Origin of the sequence: Thauera sp. SDU_THAU2, assembly GCF_038260575.1 — a bacterium.
Classification (GTDB): Bacteria; Pseudomonadota; Gammaproteobacteria; order Burkholderiales; family Rhodocyclaceae; genus Thauera.
In genome coordinates, this window is the sequence record NZ_JBBWUN010000003.1 from 3,730,570 (window position 1) to 3,750,046 (window position 19,477).

Here is a 19,477-nt window from a genome sequence, read left to right on the forward strand (position 1 = left end):
TCAAAAAGAGTTCCTGTGATTCTGAAATTCGATCGAAAAATCGACGAACAATATGGCTGCTTCCCTTACCTGCGAAGCAGCAAAGCCCCCTACTCCTCAATGAATAGCACTCCACCGTTTTTTTCAGAATGCCTCACAACAAGGAAGGTACGACGTGTCAAGGTAAGCGTCAAGACACCCCCTGATCTACCATCGAAATCATACAAGGTTGATTTATAAGCCTGAAAATTTAAAACGCCTTCTTGTCGGCGATCGTTGGCAAACCAAGGCCGGTGAATTATCCAACCTTTTGCGAAGCACCTTTATTGCTGAGCAGAGACAGAATCGATATTGAATGTGCTCAGGCATGTTCGTCTGGATTGAAATCGGGAAAAACTGTCAGGCCCATCTATTAACGAACGCGCCAATGGCCTGCGCCGAGTATGCCGCCTGTCACGAGCGCGGACCTTGCCACGACTGCTGCAGCAGCAAGCCTTTGAAACGCCCGGCAGCTCGAAAGCTTTTCCGCCCAAGCGGCCATGGAAGGAGCATCCATCGCCCTCACTAACTAACCCACATGCACAGCCATCAAGACATGCTCCTCTCGCGTCGTTCCTGACATTCAAGGCTTCCGGCGTGGCGCGAGCAATTCGGATCGACCGATCTCCGTGCGCGCGCTTTCGGCTGGCTCTGGAGCGGAGAAACCCGCTGCGGCAATGGCCGCATCCAGTCCTCTGAACGTCGCCGATTTCTTCGGGTCGCGCAGGGACGACATGCCTTCGTTCCACGCATGCACCATCTGCTTGGCGACGACATGCCAGCGCGGCTCGTTCCTTGCCGCCTCGATCACTTCGTTGCCCACCTCCACGGCCGACTCGCACAGGCGCTCGACCATTTCGGCATAGCGCCGCGGCGGCACTCCCAAACGTGTATTGAAGAAGCGCTCCAGCGTCTTGCCCGCGACCCAGGTCTGGCGGCCATCGACCGGCAGGCCCGGAGGATTGTTCGCGTAGCGCGGATACGCCTGAGTGGTCACAACATCGTAGACCGGGGAATAGCCCACGTCGGCCAGGCTGGTGTAATGGAGCGCGATGTTCTTCGCATGGCAGTCGGCATTGCGCACCACATAGTTGAGCAGCAGATGCCAGCCGAACTGCTCCAGTTTTCCGCTGACCTAGACGTCGAGTTTCATCACGCATCATCCTGGCGCTGCTCGGCCAGGATGTCCTCGACCGTGCGCACGTGACCGGCCTTGACCAGCTTCAGGTCATAACCCGCCGCTTCGAGCAGGCGCACCAGAACCGACACGCTCATGTCCCCCTTGGACAGGTTCTCCATCCGCGCCACAGTCGTGCGCGCAACGCCTGCCCGCTGGGCCAGCTCATGCTGGCTCAGCAGCGCTTCGCGGCGAGCGCTCCTGAGCATCTGGGCAACATCGGAAAGTGCAGTCATTGTAGCCCTCGGGCATCTTTTTCCATGTTTTCATCAAAAATGTAGCCCAAGGGACACAGAACAGCAAGAAAGATCGGGGTACTTGATGCTGACCGCGCATGCCGGCAAACATGAGGAAACCAGAGACAACCGGGTACGCAGCCCGGCAGCCCGAGCGCGTCAACGCTGCAGATCCTGCGCCACGCTCTTCACCACGGCACGGAAGAATGCCGCGCGCGGAAAATCGGCTGGCGAAGCGATGGTGCGAACCAGCAGGCTGGGATGTCCCGACAGCGGCAGCACATAAGTCCAATGGTCGGACTTCACTTCGGCCAGCAGCGTCGAGCCCGGCAGCAGGCTCCAGCCGGCGATCACCTGCCCGTCGTTCATCGGGTCCAGCGTAGCCAGCAAGTCGTGGAAGTGGCGCAGGCCCGGCGAAACCGCGTCGCGCTCTGCATGAGCGACCACCGAATAGAGCGCGATGCGCTCTGGCAGGCGCCGGGCGACGAGCCAGGGCAGGCGCTCCCGTACCGTGAGGCTCGCCACCTCTCCGCCGGCCGACGGCGAGCATCCCAGCGGCGCAAACAGTGGCGCCAGGCTGTCGTGCAGGCGCTGGTAGCGATCCGCGATCGGCGTTCCCAGCAGCACACCCGAGATCGACACCAGGGCCTTCAGCTCCGCAGGAAGACGGCCTTCGCCCCGCAGGACATCCAGCGCCAGCAGCGCATCCGGCAGCCCCTTGGAATAGGCCACCAATACGATCGCCTCGACGCCTGCACGCCGGGCTTCCGCCTGCACTTCGTCGGCAATCAGCACGGCATTGCTCGCCGACGACGCACGTCCGCTCAACTGGATTGCACGCACCGAACCCAGCGATGCCCGGTAATGCGCGTAGCCTTCGGTGTAATTCGCCGGCCGTTCGCGCTCGATACCATCGCTGAAGGGCAGCGACTGCTCGTCCACGCAATCGCTGAAGATGCCGGGGACGATCAGCACGCTCAACCCGCCGGACATCGCCTCCACAGGTAATGCCTTACCCGCCGTCTCATCGACATGATGGAGCCAGTTCGACGGATTCGCGGGGTAGCCATCCGCCTCGAGCTCACGGGAGAAGCGCGCCGCAAATGCTTCACGGCCATCCTCGATACCCGCGGCCTGAAAGGGCAGCGTCGCCAACAACGGATTTCCGGGGACACGCGGTACGGACAGCGAAGTACAGGCGGCGCACAGCACGGCTGCCAGCGTCAGGCCGGTATGTATCAGCCAATGGCGCGCCATCACTCCTCCTCCCAGGCTGCCCCGTCACCTCCCCGGGCGAAACATATCGGACACAGAGCAAGAGAGCCCGCGGAGAGCCTTAGAAGCGCTAACAAAATGCATGCTATGCCTTCCGCAATTGCCGCCAGCAGATGATGCAGCAGGCGATCTCGAGAAAGGCTTCGTGGATGACAGCCAAGCGCTCGAAGCGGATGCGCAGTCGCCGAAAGCTGTGCAACCAGCCAATGGTGCGCTCGACGACCCAGCGGGTCTTGCCCAGCCCACTGCCGTGCGGCTGCCCGCGGCGGGCGATCTGAGTTTGGATACCCGCCGCGTGCAAGGGGCGACGGTACTTGTCGTGATCGTAGCCGCGATCGGCCTGTACGAGTCGCGGCTTCGACAGCGGTCGGCCGCGCTTGCCGCGGATGGGCGGGATCGCCTCGACCAAGGGGAGAAGCTGGGTGACGTCGTTGCGGTTGGCGCCGGTGAGGATCACCGCGAGCGGGATGCCCTGCGCTTCGGTGATGAGATGGTGCTTGGAGCCTGGACGAGCGCGATCGGTGGGGTTCGGTCCTGTTTTTGACCGGCCCCCACAGCGCGTATGGACGAGGAGTCGACGATGGCGCGAGACCAATCGATGCGGCCGGCGGCGCGCAGCCGTGCAAGCAGCACTTCGTGCAGGCGGTCCCACACGCCGGCTTCCTGCCACGTCCGTAGTCGTCGCCAGCAGCTCATCCCTGAGCCGCAGCCCATCTCCTTGGGGAGCATCTCCCAAGGAATGCCCGACTGCAGCACGAAAAGGATGCCGGTGAGCACCTTGCGATCGTCCAGTGGCTTGCGTCCGGGATACCGTTCCCGGCGCGGCTTCGGTGGCGGTAACAGCGGCTCGATCAACGCCCACAATTCGTCATCCAGTATCGGTTTCGCCATCTCCTCTGCCTCGACAAACAAGGCAGAGGTTAACAAATGAAATCAAGGGTGAACAGCCCATTTCATCATTTTGTTAGGGTTTCTTAGCCAAGCAACTCACTGTGGGCCGAAATGCTTGTCCAGCTTGTCCAGCAGCGCCAGTCCGCGCTGCGGGTCGCCTGCCGCTGCGGCGGCACGAAACTGCATGGCCAGATCATGCTGCGCCAGCGCCACCGTAGCCAGTTCGTCGAACAGCCGATTCACGCTCACATTTCGGCTTTCCGCCAATTCTTTCAGGCGAGCGTGCTTGTCATCAGGAATGCGCAGGGTCACCACGGACATGTCAATCCTCGCTCAAGAGTTCAGCCGGCGTCAGTACGGCCAGATTCGGGAAACGCAACTCTGCACGGCGGAAATCGCTGGTGTTGTGCGTCACGATGGCGTGGGCTGATGCAGCTACCGCCAGTTCCAGGACATGGTTGTCAGCCTCATCCGGCAAATTGGGCCGCCACAGGAAATACACGTCGACCAGACGGCTTGCGGCCATCAGCGCATGGAACAGGGCTTGCCGCTCCTCCTGGTCGAGCGGCGACGTGGCAAACAAGGCATGCCGCCCCAGCAAATCCCGGTATTCGGCGAACAAGGGCAAGGACATGCATACGTCGTAACGGCCGGACAACCAGCGCCGCAGCACTTCCCGCGCCGCGCCATCGGCACTCCGCAAAGCCGCAACGAAGACATTCGTATCGACAACCATACGCATCATGCACTGAATGATAGCGCCGAAGATAGCACCCAACAAAGTGCGGAGCAGCAAAAGAAGCACTCACAAGCCGGTGGCGATCTGATTGACTCTCTGAGCCGGACGGGGTTCAAGGGAAGAAGCCCCCAATACGTCAAACGACGTATTTGTGCAGCGCACAAGCCTTCCGACAATGTCTCCAGGCCTTTCGCCCCCCACTTTCCACCGGAGACCCCGCCGATGAGACACGGAGACATTTCCAGCAGCGCCGATTGCGTGGGCGTTGCCGTCGTCAATTACAGGATGCCCCGCCTGCATACCCGGGCGGAGGTGCTGGACAATGCCCGCAGGATCGCCGACATGGTGGTCGGCATGAAGCAGGGCCTGCCCGGCATGGATCTGGTGATCTTCCCCGAGTACTCCACCCACGGGATCATGTACGACCCCAAGGAGATGTACGACACCGCCGCCACGGTGCCCGGCGACGAAACCGAAATCTTCGCCGCCGCCTGCCGCAAGGCCAAGGTGTGGGGCGTGTTCTCGCTGACCGGCGAGCAGCATGAGGAGCATCCCAACAAGGCGCCCTACAACACGCTGATCCTGATGAACGACCAGGGCGAGATCGTGCAGAAGTACCGCAAGATCATGCCCTGGGTGCCGATCGAGGGCTGGTATCCGGGCGACTGCACCTACGTCTCCGACGGCCCGAAGGGCATGAAGATCAGCCTCATCATCTGCGACGACGGCAACTACCCCGAGATCTGGCGCGACTGCGCGATGAAGGGCGCCGAGCTGGTCATCCGCTGCCAGGGCTACATGTACCCGGCCAAGGACCAGCAGGTGATGGTGTCGAAGGCGATGGCCTGGATGAACAACTGCTACGTCGCGGTCGCCAATGCCACCGGCTTCGACGGCGTGTATTCCTATTTCGGCCATTCCGCCATCATCGGCTTCGACGGCCGCACGCTGGGCGAATGCGGCGAAGAGGACATGGGCATCCAGTACGCCGAACTGTCCACCAGCCTGATCCGCGACTTCCGCAAGAACGCGCAGTCGCAGAACCATCTGTTCAAGCTGCTGCACCGCGGCTACACCGGCAAGATCAACTCCGGCGAGGATGCGGCCGGCGTCGCCGCCTGCCCCTACAGCTTCTACGGCGAATGGATCAACGATCCGGAAGGCACGCGCAAGAAGGTGGAAGCCATCACCCGCTCGACGGTGGGCACGGCGGAATGCCCGATCGACGGCATTCCCAACCAGGAAAGCCAGCACCGCTGAACGCCCCGCCTGCCGAGCCGCCCATGGATCTCTCTTCCTACCGCATCGCCGCCGAGCCCTACTACCGCCCGACCGGCCACGAGATCGCGCTCTACGAGCACGCCTATGCCCACCGCCTGCCGCTGGTGCTGAAGGGCCCCACCGGCTGCGGCAAGACGCGCTTCATCGAGTACATGGCCTGGCGTCTCGGCAGGCCGCTGATCACACTGGCCTGCAACGAGGACATGACCGCCGCCGACCTCGTCGGCCGCTATCTGCTCGACGCCGACGGCACCCGCTGGCACGACGGCCCGCTCACCGCCGCGGTGCGCCACGGCGCCATCTGCTACCTCGACGAAGTCGTCGAGGCGCGGCAGGACACCACCGTGGTCATCCACCCGCTCACCGACAGCCGCCGCATCCTGCCGCTCGACAAGAAAGGCGAGATCGTCACCGCCCACCCCGACTTCCAGCTCGTGGTGTCCTACAACCCCGGCTACCAGAGCCACAGCAAGAGCCTGAAGCAATCCACCCGCCAGCGCTTCGCCGCACTGGAATTCGACTATCCCGCCGCCGCGGCCGAAGCCGACATCGTCGCCCACGAGGCCGGCATCGACCCGGCGCTCGCCGCGCGCCTGGTGGACATCGCGGTCAAGTCGCGCCGGCTGCGCGAGCGCGGGCTGGAGGAAGGCATCTCCACCCGCATGCTGATCTATGCCGGCATCCTGATCCGCGACGGCCTGCCGCCGGTCGACAGCTGCCGCATGGCGATGACCGCGCCGATCACCGACGATCCGGACATGCAGGCCGCGCTGGACGCGATCCTGGAAGCGACCTTCTGACGGGGCGTGCCACCATGCCCCCGGCGCCGACCAGCGATGCCCTTGCCGCGCACCTGAGCCGGCTGAGCCACCTGCTCCACGCCTTCGGCGTCGAGGATGGCCAAGTCCAGTTGCTAGAGCGCCCGCCGCAGGACGGCCCGCCGGCGCGCCCGGTGCTGCACGGCACCACCCTGCTGCTGCCGGCCGTCCCCAGCAACTGGCGCGGCGACGGCGGCCACTTCCAGCTCGCCGCCACACTGCACGCCATCGGCCACCTGCTGCATTCGCCGCGCCGGCAGCCGACCGGCAAGCGCAAACCGATGGGACTGGCGCTCGCCGCGGCGATCGAGGACGTGCGCGTCGACCGCCTGCTGATGCTCCGCTATCCGGGCATCGCACGGCTGATCCGCCACCTGATCCGCGCCCAGGGCGAACCGGCGCAAGTCGGCTTCGATGCCCGTATCGCGCGCCTGCAGCGCGTGCTGCTCGATCCGCTCGCGGCCGCCGACAACGATGACGATGCCTGGGTATACAAGGGCCGCAGCCTGTTCGAGGAGCAGGCCGAGCGGCTGGACGACCCGGAAGCTTTTCGCCCGGTGATCGACGTACTCGCCAACGATCTCGGCCAGTTGCGCGTGCGCATGAACCTGCAGACCCATGCCCCGCCCTTTCCCTGGCACGACGACAACAGCCACCTGTGGGCCCACGCCGCCGACGCCGAGCAGGCGGACACACCGCTGCGCCGCCCGCCGCCTCCCACCGGAGAAAGCAGCGCTGCCACGGCGCAAAAATCGGCCCCGCCGCCTGAAGCAATCGCCCTGCCCGAAATCGCCCGCCACGACTATCCCGAGTGGCACTACCAAATGGCGCGAATGCGCGACAACTGGTGCACTGTGATCGAACGCACCGTGCCGCCTCCCGCCCCGGACGAAAGCGGGATACAGATCGGCGACAGCCTGCGCCTGAAACGCGGCCTGCGCCTCGACCGCCGCGAGCGCATCCGCCGCCAGTGGGAAGGCGAGGACATCGACCTCGACGCCGCTACCGAAGTTTTCGTCGACCGCCGCCTGGGCCTCGCCCCCGATCCACGCCTGTTCCGCCGCGCCGGCCGCAGCCCGCGCCATGCCAGCATCCTGCTGCTGCTCGACCTGTCGGCCTCGACCGCCGACTGCCTCGCCGACGGCCGCAGCGTGCTCGGACTCGAACACGAAGCCGCCGGCATGCTGACGACGGCGCTGCGGACAGGCGCCGACCGCCTGGAAGTCGCCGGCTTCGATTCCGACGGCCGGCAGGCGGTCAACTACCTGCGCCTGCTCGACTTCGGCCAGCCGATTACGGCCGAGCCGGCAGCAGTCCTTGCCCATGCGCGCAGCGGCCTGTCGACGCGCATGGGCGCCGCGATCCGCCACGCCACATCCCGCCTGGCCACGGAACGCAATGACTCCCGCGTGCTGATCCTGCTGTCGGACGGCGCGCCTTCCGACATCGACGTCTTCGATGAACGCCACCTCGTCGAAGACGCCGCCTTCGCCGTCGGCGAAGCGAGGCGCAAGGGCATCCGCTGCTTCTGCCTGACGCTGGGCCGCCAATCCGAAACCTATGTGCGCCGCATCTTCGGCCGCGACGGCTACCGCATCGTCGACGACGCCCGCAGGCTTGCCCGCGTGCTGCGCGAGACCTGCGCGCGGGTGGTGGACAGCAGCTGACGCCCCAAGGAGGTGCCGAAAAACCTGACCGACAGCGGGCCTGGCAGGCCCCGGACAGCCGCCATGCACACAACTGATGCCGACGCGCTCGACAGGCCCCTGCTTTGCGCACGACATTGGTGCGCCGCAGCGCTTTTTCAGCCCGATGCACCGTTCGAGAGCATGAAAAGGCGAACCGCGGAATCCTGCCGCACCGCCGCAGCCAAAGGCTTGCAGGCGAATGGCACAGGCTTTGCTAAGGGGTCATCGAGCCCGCCAATCCGGCGGCATCCAGCCCTTTGGAGGACATCGTCACCATGCGTCACCTCACCCTCAAGACTCTCACCGCCGCCCTTGCCGTCGCCGGCCTGTCCTTCTCCGCACAGGCTGCGGACACCATCAAGGTGGGCGTGCTGCATGCGCTCTCCGGCACGATGGCGATCTCCGAAACCGCGCTGAAGGACATGGCGCTGATGACCATCGAGGACATCAATACCAAGGGCGGCGTGCTGGGCAAGAAGCTGGAGCCGGTCATCATCGATACCGCCTCCAACTGGCCGCTGGCGGCGGAAAAGGCCAAGCAGCTCATCGGCCAGGACAAGGTGGCCGTCACCTTCGGCTGCTGGACTTCGGTGTGCCGCAAGTCGGTGCTGCCGGTTTATGAAGAGAACAACGCGCTGCTGTTCTACCCCGTCCAGTACGAAGGCGAGGAACTGTCCAAGAACGTCTTCTACACCGGCGCCGCACCCAACCAGCAGGCCATCCCCGCGGTGGAATACCTGATGAGCGAGGACGGCGGCGAAGCCAAGCGCTGGGTGCTGCTGGGCACCGACTACGTCTATCCGCGCACGGCCAACAAGATCCTGCGCGCCTTCCTGAAGGCCAAGGGCGTGGCCGACAAGGACATCATGGAGACCTACACGCCCTTCGGCCACAGCGACTACCAGACCATCGTCGCCGACATCAAGCGCTTCGCCGCAGGCGGCAAGACGGCGGTGGTGTCCACCATCAACGGCGACTCCAACGTGCCCTTCTACAAGGAACTGGGCAACGCCGGCCTGAAGGCCACCGACGTGCCGGTGGTCGCCTTCAGCGTCGGCGAGGAAGAGCTGCGCGGCCTCGATCCCAAGCCGCTGGAAGGCCACCTGGCGGCGTGGAACTACTTCATGAGCGTCAAGAACCCGACCAACGACGCCTGGATCAAGCAGTGGAGCGACTACGCCAAGGCCAAGCGCCTGCCCGGCCAATCGACCAAGCCGCTGACCAACGACCCGATGGAAGCCACCTACGTCGGCATCCACATGTGGAAGCAGGCGGTCGAGAAGGCCGGCAGCGTCGATCCCGACAAGGTCATCGCCGCGATGGCCGGCCAGAGCTTCGAAGCACCCAGCGGCTTCACGCTGACGATGGACGCGAAGAACCACCACCTGCACAAGCCGGTGCTGATCGGCGAGATCCGCGGCGACGGCCAGTTCAACGTGGTATGGAAGACACCCGCGCCGGTGAAGGCCCAGCCCTGGAGCCCGTACATCGAAGGCAACGACAAGAAGAAGGACGAGCCGGAAAAGCAGTAAGCCTCCTCTTCCGCCTCTCGCCCTGGCGGGTCGCCCGGGCACGGCGTGCGCCGTGCCCGCGGCCCCCTCGTGCCCCGACACCGGTGCGTGCCGCGCCACTCGCCGCAATCCGCTCGTGGCCTGGCTCATACCGCTCGCCGCGCACCGCCAGGCGCAAGCCGCACCGTTTCTTTTGAGTGTTCCCCATGACTGGATACTTGCGAAAGCTGGCCCTGCTGGCCTGCCTTGCGCTGCCCGGCTTGTCGCACGCGCTGGCGCCCGACGCCGCCCTGGCGATGGCCAAGGGCGACAGCAACAGCCGCATCGCCGCCATGCAGGCGGCCATCGCCGACGACCCCGACGCGCGCACCGCGGCCTTCCTGCGCGCGCTGGCCGCCAATGAAGTGGTGGTGACCGACGACCGCGCCCTGATCGTGCGCAACGGCCAGGCGCAGGACCCCGTCAGCGGCGAAACCCTGGCGCTGCCCGCGGGCGCGGAAAGCGTGATGAACAACAACCGCATGCGCGGCGCGATCAGCGCCGCCCTGGCCGCGCTCGACCTGTTCGCGGCCGACGCCGGCCAGCGCCTGAAGGCCGCGCAGGCCATGCGCCAGGGCGCATCGGCCGAGCGCCTGCCGCTGGTCGAAAAGGCGCTTGCCCAGGAAACGGATTCACGCGTGAAGCAGGCACTGGAGCAGATCCGCGCCTCGGTGCAGCTGAATGCCGAGCTGCCCGCCGCACGGCTGGCCGCGATCGACACGCTGGCCGCCGACGCCAGCCCCGCCACCCGCCTGCTGCTCGACGAGCGTCTGGCCGCCGAAAGCGACGACCAGGTGCGCAGCGAGCTGCAGCGCACACTGCGCAAGATCGACGACAGGCTGGCCTGGGGCGAGCGCCTGGGCGTCGCCTTCACCGGCATCAGCCTCGGCAGCATCCTGCTGCTGGTGGCGCTCGGCCTGGCGATCACCTACGGCCTGATGGGCGTCATCAACATGGCCCACGGCGAGCTGATGATGATCGGCGCCTACGCCACCTACGTGGTGCAGGACCTGTTCCGGCAGTACCTCCCGGGCGCCTTCGACGCCTACCTACTCGCCGCCATCCCGGTCGCCTTCCTCGCCTCGGCGCTGGTCGGCGCGATCCTCGAACGCAGCGTGATCCGCTTCCTGTACGGCCGCCCGCTGGAGACCCTGCTGGCGACCTGGGGCATCTCGCTGATCCTGATGCAACTGGTGCGCACCGTGTTCGGCGCGCAGAACGTCGCGGTGGAGAACCCGTCGTGGATGAGCGGCGGCTGGCAGGCGCTGCCCAACCTGACGCTGCCCTACAACCGGATCATCATCATCGGCTTCGCCTTCGCGGTGCTGGCGCTGGTGGCCTGGATCATCTCGCGCACCCGCATGGGCCTGTTCGTGCGCGGCGTCACCCAGAACCGCCCGATCGCCTCGTGCATGGGGGTCAATACCGCGCGCGTCGACACCATGGCCTTCGCCCTCGGCAGCGGCATCGCCGGGCTGGCAGGCTGCGCGCTGAGCCAGGTCGGCAACGTCGGCCCGGACCTGGGGCAGAGCTACATCGTCGATTCCTTCATGGTCGTGGTGCTGGGCGGCGTCGGCCAGCTGGCAGGCACGGTCTATGCGGCGCTGGGCCTCGGCATCCTGAACAAATTCCTCGAAGGCTGGACAGGTGCGGTGCTCGCCAAGATCGCCGTGCTGGTGTTCATCATCGCCTTCATCCAGAAGCGCCCGCAGGGCCTGTTCGCAATGAAGGGCCGCAGCGCGGAGGCATGACATGCAAGCTACGACTTCCTCGACTCCTGCCGTACCCACGGTACAACTCCCGGGCCGCAGGCCGCTGCTGACGCGCAAGGGCTGGGGCGCATTCTTCGCCGCGCTGCTGGCGGTGTGCGCGCTCGCCCCGCTGCTCAACCTGTGGGTGCCGCCGGACAGCGCCTTCCACCTGTCGGACTACGCGGTGGCGCTGCTCGGCAAGATCATGTGCTACGCCATCTGCGCGCTGGCGATGGACCTGATCTGGGGCTACACCGGCATCCTGAGCCTGGGCCACGGCCTGTTCTTCGCCCTCGGCGGCTACGTCATGGGCATGTACCTGATGCGCCAGATCGGCACCGAAGGCAACTACGGCAGCGAGCTGCCCGACTTCATGGTCTTCCTCGACTGGAAGGAGCTGCCCTGGCACTGGATGCTGTCCGACAGCTTCGTCGCCACGCTGATCCTGATCGTCGCCGTACCCGGGCTGCTGGCCTTCGTGTTCGGCTGGTTCGCCTTCCGCTCGCGCATCAAAGGCGTGTATTTCGCCATCATCACGCAGGCGCTGACCTACGCCGCGATGCTGCTGTTCTTCCGCAACGAGACCGGCTTCGGCGGCAACAACGGCTTCACCGACTTCAAGCGCATCCTCGGCCAGCCGCTCGCGACGCAGGAAATGCGCATGCTGCTGTTCGTGCTGACCGGCTGCACCCTGCTCGGCTTCTTCCTGCTGGCACGCTGGCTGGTGCGCAGCAAGTTCGGCCGCGTGCTGCAGGCGATCCGCGACGCCGAGAGCCGGGTGATGTTCTCGGGCTACTCGCCGCTGCCCTACAAGCTGACGATCTGGGTCATCAGCGCGATGATGTGCGGCGTCGCCGGCGCGCTCTACGTGCCGCAGGTCGGCATCATCAACCCCGGCGAGATGAGCCCCGCCGCTTCGATCGAGATCGCGGTGTGGGCCGCGGTGGGCGGGCGCGGCACGCTGATCGGCCCGATCGCCGGCGCCTTCCTGGTCAACGGCGCAAAGAGCTGGCTGACCGTGGTGGCGCCGGAATTCTGGCTCTACTTCCTCGGCGCGCTGTTCATCGCCGTCACGCTGTTCCTGCCGCAAGGCATCGCCGGCCTGGCGCGCAAGCTGCGCCGCAGCGGCGGCGAAGCCAAGCCCGACGCCAACGAGGAGAAGCGCGCATGACGCCCGAACTGATGAAGGCGGGCACGGCCCGCTTCGAACGCCACCTCGAACGCGAAGCCCAGCGCCGCGCGACCGCACTCACCGAATCGGGCGGCCGCAGCGCCGGCTACGCCCGCCACGCGCTGGCCGGCGAAGTGGACGTCACCCACGGCCGCATCCTGTACCTGGAAGACGTGCATGTCAGCTTCGACGGCTTCAAGGCCATCAACGGCCTGAACCTGGACATCGCCCCCGGCGAGCTGCGCTGCATCATCGGCCCCAACGGCGCCGGCAAGACCACGATGATGGACATCATCACCGGCAAGACCCGGCCCGACAAAGGCACGGTGTTCTTCGGCTCGACCATCGACCTGCTGCGCCACAACGAACCGCAGATCGCCCAATTGGGCATCGGCCGCAAGTTCCAGAAGCCGACGGTGTTCGAGCAGTTGAGCGTATTCGAGAACCTCGAGCTCGCGCTGAAGACGCACAAGGGCGTCAAGCACTCGATGTTCTTCCAGCTCGACAGCGCCCAGCGCGACCGCCTTGCCGAGGTGCTGCACACCATCCACCTCGCCGGCAGCGTCGGCCGCATGGCGGGCGAGCTGAGCCACGGCCAGAAGCAGTGGCTGGAAATCGGCATGCTGCTGATGCAGGACCCCAAGCTGCTGCTGCTCGACGAACCCGTCGCCGGCATGACCGACGAGGAAACCGCGCGCACCGCCGAACTCTTCCTGCGCCTGAAGGGCAAGCACTCGCTGATGGTGGTGGAGCACGACATGCACTTCATCCGCGCCATCTCGGAAAAAGTCACCGTGCTGTGCGACGGCTCGGTGCTCGCCGAAGGCACGCTCGACCAGGTCCAGGCCGACGAGCGCGTGATCGAGGTCTATCTGGGGCGCTGAAGCCCCGGCATGCCCTCTCCCGATGGATAAGCGATAAAGACCGAACCATGCTCAAAGTCCACAACCTGCACCAGTACTACGGCGGCTCGCACATCCTGCGCGGGGTCGGCCTCACCGCCGAGCCGGGCCAGATCACCGTGCTGCTGGGCCGCAACGGCGTCGGCAAGACCACCCTGCTCAAGAGCCTGATGGGCCTGGTGCCGATCAAGGACGGCAGCATCGAATGGAACGGCCAGTCCCTGCTCGGCCGCGCGCCCTACGAACGCACCCGTGCCGGCATCGGTTTCGTGCCGCAGGGCCGCGAGATCTTCGGCCGCCTGACGGTGGAAGACAACCTGCGCATGGGCCTCGCCTACAAGAGCGCCAGCACGCCGATCCCGCCCGACCTGTACGAACTCTTCCCGGTGCTGAAGCAGATGCTGCACCGCCGCGGCGGCGATCTGTCCGGCGGCCAGCAGCAGCAACTGGCGATCGCCCGCGCGCTGGCGCCGGGACCCAAGCTGCTGATCCTCGACGAGCCGACCGAAGGCATCCAGCCCAGCATCATCAAGGACATCGGCCGCGTGATCCGCATGCTCGCCAAGGAGCGCGGCATGGCGGTGCTGCTGTGCGAACAGTATTACGACTTCGCCGAGGAACTGGCCGACGCCTACCTGGTGATGGAACGCGGCGAAGTCATCGCCCATGGGCCAGGCAGCGAGATGCGGGAGAAGAACATCCAGAGCCTGGTGGCGATATAGCGTCGGGGTAGGCGAACGGCGGGTGGGACAAGCCTCGCAATGAGGCGAGATGCGGCGCGCCGACACCGGTGACACGCCACGCGCAATCGAGGCCGACGAACCGATTCGCGACATGAAAGGGCTGAGGGCATGGATGCCGCCTTGTCTTACCAGTAAGACATGGATAGGATGGCCGACAGGCCACTTCGGAGTACGCCATGACCACGGTCATCCTTTCGTCCAAAGGCCAACTGGTGTTGCCCGCCGAGGTGCGGCAGCACTTTGGCCTGGTCCCCGGCAGCCGGCTCGAACTGGTCGAGGAGCCGGACGGCATCCGGCTGATCGTTCCCCATCCCGCGCCCCAGGCAGACGTGGAGTCCGGCTACGGCATGCTCAAGCCTAGATCCAAGGACAAGCCGCGGCGTCTGGCGGATTTCGATGCCGCCGGTCTGCTTGCCAAAGCCGAGCCATGAAAGCCGTCGACACCAATGTGCTGGCACGCTTCTTCGTGGATGACCCGGATGACGCGGAAGCCGCGCGCCAGCGCCCTGCCGCGCTGGAGGCCATGCGGGGCCGTGTGTTCGTTTCCGTGACGGTGATGCTGGAACTGGAATGGGTGATGCGCGGCTTCTACGAACTGCCGCGTGCTTCCATCCACCGCGCCCTGAGCGCGCTGTGCACGTATGGCAACGTCGTCGTCGAAGACCGTGCCCGCGTGCTGGCGGCCTTGCAGGCATTCGAGCAGGGACTGGACTTTGCCGACGCGCTGCATCTGAGCCGCGCCGCATCCTGCACCGCGCTGCTGACGTTCGACAAGCGCTTCATCAAGCGGGCGTCCAGCTTGCCGGATGCCATTCCATGCGAGCAGCCTCGCTCGTCCTGATGATGCTCCCGTGTGAGGAAACACGATGTTCTGGCAGGCACTGACCACGATGCGCGATCTGGGGCGCTTGCACGAAATCGCCTCGATCCTGGTCCGTTACGGATTCGGCGACATCGTGCGGCGGATGGGGCTGGCCAACGCCCTGGAGCGCGCGGGGACGGCGCTGCACTGGGTGAAGCGGCCGACTTCGCCCACATGACGCCGCCCGAACGGGTGCGGCGGGCACTGGAAGACATGGGGCCGGCCTTCGTCAAGCTCGGCCAGGTACTCGCCACCCGGGTCGATCTGCTCGAACCCGAGTGGATCGCCGAATTCGGGAAACTGCAGGACAGCGCGCCGCCCGCGCCCTGGACTGCCATACATCAGCAACTCGGCGAAGACCTCGGTGCGCCACCCGAGGAAGTCTTCGCCGCGTTCGAGCCCGAGCCGCTGGCAGCCGGCTCGATTGCACAGGTACATCGAGCACGCCTCGACGACGGCAGCGAAGTCGTGGTCAAGGTGCGGCGGCCGGGCATTCGCCCGATTCTGGAAGCCGACCTGCGCTGGCTTGCACGCCTGGCCGAACTTGCCGAGGCCGAGAGCCCCGAATGGCGTGTCCTGCACCCACGGGAGATAGTGCGCCAGTTCGCCCGGTCGCTGCGCAACGAACTCGACTTCGCCGGCGAATGCCGCAACGCCGATCGCATCGCAAGAAACTTCGCGGGTTATGCCGACCAGGACTCGGCTGCTGCCGTTCCCGGCAGCGGGGAGCCGGATCCTGCCAGTGAGCCGGCCATCATCGTCATTCCCCGCGTCTATTGGCAATGGACCGGCGAGCGGGTCTGCGTACAGGAATTCATCGGCGGTATTTCCGGGCGCAGGCTGCAAGCCATCGACCAAGCCGGTCTGGACCGCAAGCTTCTCGCCCGGCGCGGCGCCAATGCGGTACTGAAAATGATCGTCGAGGATGGGCTGTTCCACGCCGACCCTCACCCGGGCAACGTGTTCTACCTGCCGGGCAATCGCATCGCCTTCATCGACTTCGGCATGGTCGGCAGGCTGTCGGAGGAGCGCCGCGACGAATTGATCCGGCTGATGCTGGGGCTGGTGAAGAACGACGCCCGCAGCGTCGTCGACGTCATGCTCGAATGGGCGAACGACGGTGCGGCAAATGAACAGGAGCTGCTGCTGGAAATCCAGTCCTTCGTCGATCGCTACCACGGCGTGCCATTGAAGCAGTTGCGCCTGAGTGAGATGCTGACCGATCTGGTCGCAATCCCGCGCCGGCATCATCTCGTGCTGCCCAACGATCTGGCCTTGCTGGTCAAGGCCTTCGTCACCCTCGAAGGCCTGGGCCGCGAACTCGACCCCGGTTTCGACATCGCCAGCCAGGCCCTGCCCCTGCTGGAACGTGCCATGCAGGCACGCTACTCCCCGGCCGCACTGCTCAAACGGGGAAAACAGTCAGCAACCGAGGTGTTCTCACTGCTGGCGAGCCTGCCCCAGGATCTCTCCCGCCTGCTGCGCCTTGCCCGTCGCGGCCGGCTGGAGATGCACATCGACGTCCCCCACCTGAAACGGCTCGGCGATCAACTCGATCGCGCCGCGAACCGACTCGTACTCGGAATCGTCGTCGCCGCACTCATCGTCGGCTCGTCCATCGTCATGACCGTGCCGGGCGGACCGACGCTCCTGGGCTTGCCGGTCTTCGGCCTCATCGGCTTTCTCGGCGCGATGGTCGGCGGCGTATGGCTTCTGCTCTCCATTCTGCGCAGCGGAAAAGGGCCATGAGTGCTGATGGGGCGACGCATGCCTGCAACGCGGTCAAATCTGGTGCAGGCATTCGCGGGTCCATGTAAGCGGCATCCGCCAGCCGCACGCCCCTACGTCGCCGGCAGCCGCCGGACGAGCGAATCCATGTAGCGCTCGAACAGCAGGTCCGGATTCTGCCTGAACAGCCGGATCCGCCCGGTGTTGTTCAGCACCAGCACACCGACGATGTGGGCGAACGCCGCGGTGGTCTCGGCCACCGCCTCGTCGGCATCCAGGCCCAGCACCATCAACTGCTGCTCGACCGGCCGCAGCGCGGCCATCAACCGTTCGTTCAACTGCTGGTTCAGTGCCGGCGTCAGGCCCCGCGGCTTGACGCCGTCGAACAGGTAGAAGCCCAGCTCCAGCTCCTTCGGGTTGTCGCGGTAGAACACGTAGAAGGCGGTGGCCTTGGCCCGCAGCAGCTCGACCGGCCCGGCGGCGCCCGCCCCTGCCGCATCGACGACGCCGTTCAAGCGCTGCAGCGACTCGCCGAGCAGCGCGCCGTAGATCTCTTCCAGGTTGGCGAAGTAGCTGTAGATCGCGCCCGGCGTGTAGCCCGCCCGCTTGGCGATCTCCCGCAGGCTCGCGCCGTCCAGCCCCAGCTCGAAGAAGGCCGAGCGTGCCGCATCCAGGATCAGTTCGCGGCGCGCCTGGTTGAGGGTGTTCTCCCTGAGAGCCTTCGATTCCGCCCGCGACTCTGTTGTCGATTCGGCTTGGGCTGCGCGGGCGCGCGCTCGGGGCGGATTCTGGCGAGTAGTCGTTGACTTGGGCATGAGCCGGATTCTACACTGCACGACATATTGAACACTGTTCAATATAATCAACGCCACTCAGAAAGGAGCCACCATGTCTGCCACCAACACCAGCGGCCTGATGGACGGCCAGCAGTATCGGGAGTCCCTGCGCGGCTACAAGCCCATCGTTTACGTTGACGGGCAAAGGATCGAATCGGTCGCCGATGCTCCTTCGCTGCAGCCCGGCATCAACGCCCTCGCCGTCACCTACGACTTCGCTCACGACCCGGCGCTGGCACCGCTGATGCTCGCGAAGCAGACGGCCTCGGGCAAGACGGTCAACCGCATGCTGCACGTCAACGAATCGGCCGGCGATCTGCTCAACAAGCTCGAAGCGGTCCGCGTGCTCTGCCAGGAGACCGGCTGTGCGCAGCGCTACCTGGCGCACGACGCGCTCAACGGCATCGGCCAGGCGATGGCCAAGCTCGATGACGCCAGGGGTTCGACCGAATACCGCGCCAGGTTCGCCGCCTACCTGCAGAAGGTGCAGGACGAAGACCTGACGCTGGGCATCGCGATGACCGACGCCAAGGGCGACCGCAGCAAGCGCCCCAACCAGCAGCTGAACCAGGACGTCTATGTCCACGTCGTCGAGCGCAATGGAAAGGGCATCGTCATTTCCGGCACCAAGGCCATCGTTACCGGCGCGCCCTACGTGCATGAATTCCTCGTCATGCCTTCGCGCAACATGCGCGAAGACGACAAGGACTTCGCCCTCTGCTGTGCGGTGCCGATCGATGCGCCGGGCATCACCATCGTCGCCCGCCCGGCCGGACGCCCCGGCGAGAAGCCCGAGCACGGCGCGCCGCTGTTCTCGCGCAAGTACGGCCAATCGACCGGCGTGGTGATCTTCGACAAGGTCTTCGTGCCCTGGGAGCGCGTGTTCCTGGCCGGCGAGTGGGAATTCTCCGGCGACGTCACCTACAACTACGCCACCCACCACCGCCACAGCTGCATCGGTGCGCGAGCGGGTTTCGGCGACCTGCTGATCGGCGCCGGCGCCCTGATGTGCGAAGCCAACGGCCTCGACCCGGACAGGAAGGCCAATCTGCGCGACCCGATGGTCGAGCTGATCAAGATCACCGAAGGCTTCTACGCCTGCGGCGTGGCCGCGAGCGTCTATTCGGTGCGGGACCCGTACTCGAAGAGCTTCATGCCCGAGCCGGTGTATTCGAACATCGGCAAGCTGCTGCTCTCCACCCAGATCTACGACATGCACCGGCTCGCCCACGAAGTCTCCGGCGGCCTGATCGTCGCCCTGCCGGGGCCGGACGAGGACCACAACCCGGCCACGGCGGCGACGCTGGCCGAAGTGCTGCGCGCCAACCCGGCCATCCCCTACGACAAACGCATCGAAGTATCCCGCTTCATCGAAGACCTGACCGCCTCCTACCAGGGCGGCTGGTACTCCCTGATCAGCCTGCACGGCGGCGGCTCGCCGACCGCGCTGAAGCAGGAAATCTGGCGCAACTACCCAGTCGGCAACAAGGTCGAGCTGGTCGAGCGCCTGCTCGAACGCGGCGTGCTGGCCGAGGACGGCCGTTCGATCAGCAAGAACAAGCAGCCCGGGCGCTGCTGCGACGCCGGCTGCAGCCAGCCCGGCCAGCCGGTGATGGTGCCACTGCCGAAGGTCGGCAAGGGCGCCTGAAAGCAGGAACCCGCTTCAGCCTGTGCCGGGAGGCGGCCGTCATTCCGTGGCGGCCGCCTCCGACTCGCCCGTCCGCTTCGGCCAGCAGGTGGTCAGCGCGACCGGACATGCTCTGTCCACCTTCCCGCCGCATCTAAGATGTCCGACACCCTGTGACCGAGGA

The 19,477-nt window shown here is 65.7% G+C and carries 20 protein-coding genes; 13 read left to right on the top strand and 7 right to left on the bottom strand.

Annotated elements, in window-relative coordinates; genetic code table 11:
- Positions 1 to 601: 601 nt before the first annotated feature.
- The 6 genes from AAFL97_RS19230 to AAFL97_RS19255 all read right to left on the bottom strand — a co-directional run bounded on the left by AAFL97_RS19230 (position 602) and on the right by AAFL97_RS19255 (position 4,402).
- The gene (locus AAFL97_RS19230; RefSeq protein ID WP_341647202.1) at positions 602 to 1,141 is read right to left on the bottom strand and encodes a HipA domain-containing protein; all 540 of its coding nucleotides are present in this window, start codon (positions 1,139 to 1,141) and stop codon (positions 602 to 604) included.
- Positions 1,142 to 1,170: 29 nt separating this feature from the next.
- Positions 1,171 to 1,431 (bottom strand): helix-turn-helix domain-containing protein, encoded by a 261-nt coding sequence (locus AAFL97_RS19235; RefSeq protein WP_341646287.1) that lies wholly within the window; start codon positions 1,429 to 1,431, stop codon positions 1,171 to 1,173.
- Between the two features lie 159 nt (positions 1,432 to 1,590).
- Positions 1,591 to 2,688, bottom strand: coding sequence for a hypothetical protein (locus AAFL97_RS19240; RefSeq protein WP_341646288.1), 1,098 nt, complete (start codon positions 2,686 to 2,688; stop codon positions 1,591 to 1,593).
- A gap of 103 nt (positions 2,689 to 2,791) precedes the next feature.
- Positions 2,792 to 3,597, bottom strand: a protein-coding gene (locus AAFL97_RS19245) for an IS5 family transposase (protein ID WP_341646289.1) whose coding sequence is annotated in 2 segments (ribosomal slippage) — positions 2,792 to 3,249 and positions 3,249 to 3,597 — 807 coding nt in all. Because the reading frame shifts where the segments join, the coding sequence is not laid out codon by codon here.
- 96 nt (positions 3,598 to 3,693) lie between these two features.
- The gene (locus AAFL97_RS19250; RefSeq protein WP_341646290.1) at positions 3,694 to 3,918 is read right to left on the bottom strand and encodes a toxin-antitoxin system HicB family antitoxin; all 225 of its coding nucleotides are present in this window, start codon (positions 3,916 to 3,918) and stop codon (positions 3,694 to 3,696) included.
- Position 3,919: 1 nt separating this feature from the next.
- Positions 3,920 to 4,402: a putative toxin-antitoxin system toxin component, PIN family gene (locus AAFL97_RS19255; protein WP_341646291.1), complete on the bottom strand. Its 483-nt coding sequence runs from the start codon at positions 4,400 to 4,402 to the stop codon at positions 3,920 to 3,922.
- A gap of 156 nt (positions 4,403 to 4,558) precedes the next feature.
- Here AAFL97_RS19255 and AAFL97_RS19260 point away from each other — a divergent pair, with 156 nt between their 5' ends.
- The 12 genes from AAFL97_RS19260 (at position 4,559) to AAFL97_RS19315 (ending at position 16,851) form a co-directional block, all read left to right on the top strand.
- On the top strand, positions 4,559 to 5,596 hold the full coding sequence (locus AAFL97_RS19260) for an aliphatic amidase (RefSeq protein WP_341646292.1): 1,038 nt from the start codon (positions 4,559 to 4,561) through the stop codon (positions 5,594 to 5,596).
- Between the two features lie 23 nt (positions 5,597 to 5,619).
- Complete coding sequence (locus AAFL97_RS19265; RefSeq protein WP_341646293.1) at positions 5,620 to 6,417, top strand: CbbQ/NirQ/NorQ/GpvN family protein; 798 nt, start codon at positions 5,620 to 5,622, stop codon at positions 6,415 to 6,417.
- Positions 6,418 to 6,431: 14 nt separating this feature from the next.
- The gene (locus AAFL97_RS19270) at positions 6,432 to 8,102 is read left to right on the top strand and encodes a nitric oxide reductase activation protein NorD (RefSeq protein ID WP_341646294.1); all 1,671 of its coding nucleotides are present in this window, start codon (positions 6,432 to 6,434) and stop codon (positions 8,100 to 8,102) included.
- Between the two features lie 296 nt (positions 8,103 to 8,398).
- Positions 8,399 to 9,655, top strand: coding sequence for an urea ABC transporter substrate-binding protein (gene urtA / locus AAFL97_RS19275; protein WP_341646295.1), 1,257 nt, complete (start codon positions 8,399 to 8,401; stop codon positions 9,653 to 9,655).
- Between the two features lie 185 nt (positions 9,656 to 9,840).
- A complete protein-coding gene (urtB, locus tag AAFL97_RS19280; RefSeq protein ID WP_341646296.1) occupies positions 9,841 to 11,424 on the top strand; it encodes an urea ABC transporter permease subunit UrtB in 1,584 nt (527 codons plus the stop codon).
- A 1-nt stretch (position 11,425) separates the two neighbouring features.
- Positions 11,426 to 12,595 carry an urea ABC transporter permease subunit UrtC gene (gene urtC / locus AAFL97_RS19285; protein ID WP_341646297.1) on the top strand — a complete coding sequence of 390 codons (1,170 nt, stop codon included), beginning with the start codon at positions 11,426 to 11,428 and terminating at the stop codon, positions 12,593 to 12,595.
- The gene (gene urtD / locus AAFL97_RS19290) at positions 12,592 to 13,479 is read left to right on the top strand and encodes an urea ABC transporter ATP-binding protein UrtD (RefSeq protein ID WP_341646298.1); all 888 of its coding nucleotides are present in this window, start codon (positions 12,592 to 12,594) and stop codon (positions 13,477 to 13,479) included. Before urtC ends, urtD begins: the two co-directional genes overlap by 4 nt.
- Positions 13,480 to 13,526: 47 nt before the next feature.
- Complete coding sequence (urtE, locus tag AAFL97_RS19295; protein ID WP_341646299.1) at positions 13,527 to 14,219, top strand: urea ABC transporter ATP-binding subunit UrtE; 693 nt, start codon at positions 13,527 to 13,529, stop codon at positions 14,217 to 14,219.
- A gap of 197 nt (positions 14,220 to 14,416) precedes the next feature.
- Positions 14,417 to 14,671, top strand: coding sequence for an AbrB/MazE/SpoVT family DNA-binding domain-containing protein (locus AAFL97_RS19300; RefSeq protein WP_341646300.1), 255 nt, complete (start codon positions 14,417 to 14,419; stop codon positions 14,669 to 14,671).
- Positions 14,668 to 15,081 carry a type II toxin-antitoxin system VapC family toxin gene (locus AAFL97_RS19305; RefSeq protein WP_341646301.1) on the top strand — a complete coding sequence of 138 codons (414 nt, stop codon included), beginning with the start codon at positions 14,668 to 14,670 and terminating at the stop codon, positions 15,079 to 15,081. Before AAFL97_RS19300 ends, AAFL97_RS19305 begins: the two co-directional genes overlap by 4 nt.
- A gap of 25 nt (positions 15,082 to 15,106) precedes the next feature.
- On the top strand, positions 15,107 to 15,280 hold the full coding sequence (locus AAFL97_RS19310) for a hypothetical protein (RefSeq protein WP_341646302.1): 174 nt from the start codon (positions 15,107 to 15,109) through the stop codon (positions 15,278 to 15,280).
- Positions 15,277 to 16,851 carry an ABC1 kinase family protein gene (locus AAFL97_RS19315; protein ID WP_341646303.1) on the top strand — a complete coding sequence of 525 codons (1,575 nt, stop codon included), beginning with the start codon at positions 15,277 to 15,279 and terminating at the stop codon, positions 16,849 to 16,851. Before AAFL97_RS19310 ends, AAFL97_RS19315 begins: the two co-directional genes overlap by 4 nt.
- Positions 16,852 to 16,943: 92 nt before the next feature.
- Here AAFL97_RS19315 and AAFL97_RS19320 read toward each other — a convergent pair whose 3' ends face one another.
- Complete coding sequence (locus AAFL97_RS19320; protein ID WP_341646304.1) at positions 16,944 to 17,645, bottom strand: TetR/AcrR family transcriptional regulator; 702 nt, start codon at positions 17,643 to 17,645, stop codon at positions 16,944 to 16,946.
- A 73-nt stretch (positions 17,646 to 17,718) separates the two neighbouring features.
- On the opposite strand from AAFL97_RS19320, the gene AAFL97_RS19325 reads away from it, so the two are divergent.
- A complete protein-coding gene (locus AAFL97_RS19325) occupies positions 17,719 to 19,314 on the top strand; it encodes a 4-hydroxyphenylacetate 3-hydroxylase family protein (RefSeq protein WP_341646305.1) in 1,596 nt (531 codons plus the stop codon).
- Positions 19,315 to 19,477: the final 163 nt, after the last annotated feature.